This window comes from Prosthecobacter sp. (assembly GCF_044373815.1).
Lineage (GTDB): Bacteria > Verrucomicrobiota > Verrucomicrobiia > Verrucomicrobiales > Verrucomicrobiaceae > Prosthecobacter.
This window is the reverse complement of record NZ_JBIPNG010000612.1, coordinates 1-3,349: the sequence shown is the minus strand read 5'-3', so window position 1 is coordinate 3,349 and position 3,349 is coordinate 1. Positions and strand designations below refer to the sequence as shown.

Below are 3,349 nucleotides of genomic sequence, written 5' to 3'. Positions count from 1 at the left end.
CTGGAACGACGAGTTTCCCTTTGCCTGGGTGCAGCTGCCGAATTTCACCCGTGCAGGCGAAGGCTGGCCGATTGTGCGCGAGCAGATGCTCAACGCGCTGAGCACGATTCCGAACAGCGGCATGGCGATCACGCTCGACATTGGCGAGGCGAAAAATATTCATCCGGCCAACAAACAGGAAGTGGGCCGCCGCCTCGCGCAGTGGGCGCTGGGTGCGGTGTATCACAAGGATGTTGCTGACACTTCCGGGCCGCTGATTGACAAAGCTACAGTGAAGGGCGGTTCATTCGTGCTGACCTTCACGCATGCCAAGGGGCTGAACGCTCAAGGAGAACTGACGGAGTTTGAAGTCGCCGGAGCGGACGGCCAGTGGCAGGTGGCCGATGCGAAGATCGAGGGCGAAACCGTTGTCGTCTCATGCAAGGCGGTCGCTGAACCGAAGCAGGTGCGTTACGCGTGGAAGGACAATCCCGTGGCCACGCTTTTCAACGGAGCGGGCATGCCGGCTTCGCCGTTTCGGAAGTAGTGAGTGATTGCGCGGCATCAGGTCGTTGCCATGGCCTCATGAACCGCCGCCCATTGACAGTGGCTCGAAGGGGACTTGTTAAACGCGAGTGTCCCGACGGCTGGAAAATCGAAGGACTGGGACAAAAATCTCTGTGAGGGCAAAACACCACATTTGCCCCCACAGAGACACCTCCAACCAACAAAGTTAGAATGTCAGGCTTCCGCCGATGTAGAAATTGCGGCCGTAGGCGGGGTCGATGCCACCGGCGTTGACGCGGGCGAAGTACTGTTTGTCGAAGACGTTGTTGAGGCCGCCGATGAGCTTGAGGTTTTGTGTCACGGGGATTTCTGCGGTGAGATCCCAGGTGGTGTAAGCGGGGATGTCGAAACCGGCGGCGGCGGTGTCGCTGCCGCTATGACGGGCCATCAGGGTGCCGAGGAAGGCGAGCTTGAGTTTGCTCTTGCGACTGTAAATGACACCCGTGCGCACCATGTAGGGCGGGGCAAACTGCGGTGTGCCGCCGTTGTTGGGGCCACCGCTGAGGCGTGCTTCCAGAAGCGAGGCGTTCGCATACAGGTTTAATGCGCCGAGGCGATCGCCGCGATGGGTGCCGTTGGCGGCGTCAAGGGCGCCGATGACATCAAACTGCAGGGCGCCGTCCCAGCCGTAGTTGATGGAACGTCCGACGCTGGTAAGCGCCGTGCCGGTGGTGCCAAATTTGTTGTCGAGATCGACCAGGAAGAAGGCGCTGTCCCAGGTGATCCAGGGGCGTGGCGTGCCGCGCATGCCGAGTTCGTAATGCCAGCCGACGCTGGGTGCGGCATCATTTGCCGTACCGTTGGCAACCGGAATGAGCGACTGGGCGAAAGTGGTGGCACGGTAGCTTTGCGAGATGTTGGCATACAGCATGGTCTCGCTGCCAAGATCATAGGCCAGACCCAGGCCAAAGAGCGGCTGATAATCGAACTTGCTGTTGTTGGTTTCAGGCACTGCTCCCACGGCGAAGTTTTGCAGGGTCATGTCTTGATTCACGAGTTCCATGCGAAAACCCGGCGTGATGGTGAGGCGGCCGAAGGTGAATTTGTTTTCCACAAAGACGGAGCCGTAGATGATGTCACGCTGCGCGTCGCGCAGGATGGGTCCGTCGTTTGAGGTGACGGTGGCTCCCGTTTTGGTGGTGGTGGGAGAATGCGACAGGTAGAAGTGCATGCCTGCGCTGATCGTGTGTTTGCCTCCCCAGGCCTCGTAGTCATGGCGGATGCGTGGTTCGATGCCCCAGTTGTAGAACTCCTGCCGGTCGATGCTGGTAGTCACCCCGACCGGAACGATGCCAAAACCACCGCCATTCTGTCTGCGGCTCCAGCGGTCATAGTAGGCCGCCCAGGTTTTGATGCTGAGTTCGGTGTCTGAGGACATGCGGTGCTGCAGTTCGATGCTCATCGCGTAGCGGCTGAGCTTGAAGCGGTCGTTGAAACGCACCGTCTGATTCCGGGCGGCGGCATAACCGGCACTACTCAGGCCTCCTGGTTCGCCGTTTTCCTGCTCAAAGGCGTCCACACCGAAGATCCAGCGGGTGTCTTCATCCTGCTGGTACACCAGTTTCACCCGGCCACCATTTGTCTCGTAGTCGCTGTTCGCCTGTCGGAAGCCATCGGCGGATCGATGGGCAAAATAGCCGTGATATCCGAGTTTTCCGATCGTGCCATCCACGGAGGTGTAGGAAGAAATGAGATCATCCGTGCCCATGATGAACTGCTGGCGCACGCCCAGCGGCTTGTCGGCACGCGGCATGAGCGTCACATAGTTCAGGGCACCGGCAGGCTGGGGGCCATAAATGAGCGAGGCACCGCCGCGCAGAAAGTCGATGCGTTGCACCGACTCCAACTGGGGTGTCCAGTAGGCCTCAGGATAGCCGATAGGATCGGCGCTGATGGGAATACCATCCTGCAGGATCTGCATGAACTGGGCGCGATCCGGTCCGCCGATGCCTCGATACCCCAGACTGACCAGCGGGGTGGTTTCCTCAGCCACGAGCAATCCGGGGGTTAGTGCGAACGCCTGGCGGTAGTTGTTGGAGATCACCTCCGGCAGCGCTTTGAGTTCAATGATAGAAGCACGCTTTCCCGCATAAATCTTGGTGCCTTCGACCGGTGGCAGGTAGGGGATTTTGACCTGCGGTTCCTCTGGAGCGTCTGCGGTGATAACGATGTTTGGGAGTTCGGTGACGATGTCTGAACTCGGTTTACTTGCTGGATTGCGCACGCTTTGGGATCGGGCATGGGAAGCTATGGCAAGGAAAAGGAGGGCAGCGGCAGCCAGCGCGGTACCAGCGGTGCGGGGGAAATTGGAAGGAGCAATTGGCTTCATGAAAGGTCGATATTGAGATTCTGTCGCAGCGGGCCGAATAGTGAATTGGATGGATATACGCGCAAGTATTTTCTGCGACTGAGTCGCAATTGCAGATTAACAACCATTTCTTGCGCTTCATGCGCGGGGGAATGAACCTGCAGGGGCGGAACACCACTTCCGCACCCCGCAGGGACTTGATCCAACCTAACTAGGTCCAAATTATGAAGCTGTCTCCGATGCGGCGGCGTGGCTGCTTTTGGGGAAGAAGCGGCGGAAGGTGAGGGCGAAGCCTGTCCAGATGAGGATCAGGGTGGTCAAGGTGCACAAGGCCGCCAGGGTCTGGCCGATGAGGCCGAAGAGCTCGCCGGTGTGAAGGAAGCGGGCGTACATGCGGAGGCGGCGTCCGAGATTTTGCTGAAGGATGTCGTCGGGGCTGGGCAGCACTTTGGCCTGCGCCACATCGAGGTTCAGCATGGTGCGCAGTTGCACTTG

Annotated in this window: 2 protein-coding genes and 1 pseudogene; 1 reads left to right on the top strand and 2 read right to left on the bottom strand. The window is 59.2% G+C overall.

All coding sequences use genetic code 11. The annotated features are described in order from the left end of the window. Window positions 1-526, top strand: a pseudogene (locus tag ACIREA_RS29110) (9-O-acetylesterase); the annotation flags it as partial. A 186-nt stretch (window positions 527-712) separates the two neighbouring features. On the opposite strand, the gene ACIREA_RS29105 reads toward ACIREA_RS29110, so the two are convergent. Then, complete coding sequence (locus ACIREA_RS29105; RefSeq protein ID WP_397385829.1) at window positions 713-2,875, bottom strand: TonB-dependent receptor family protein; 2,163 nt, start codon at window positions 2,873-2,875, stop codon at window positions 713-715. Window positions 2,876-3,076: 201 nt separating this feature from the next. Next, on the bottom strand, window positions 3,077-3,349 hold a 273-nt coding region (locus ACIREA_RS29100; protein WP_397385827.1), incomplete at its 5' end, for a PepSY domain-containing protein.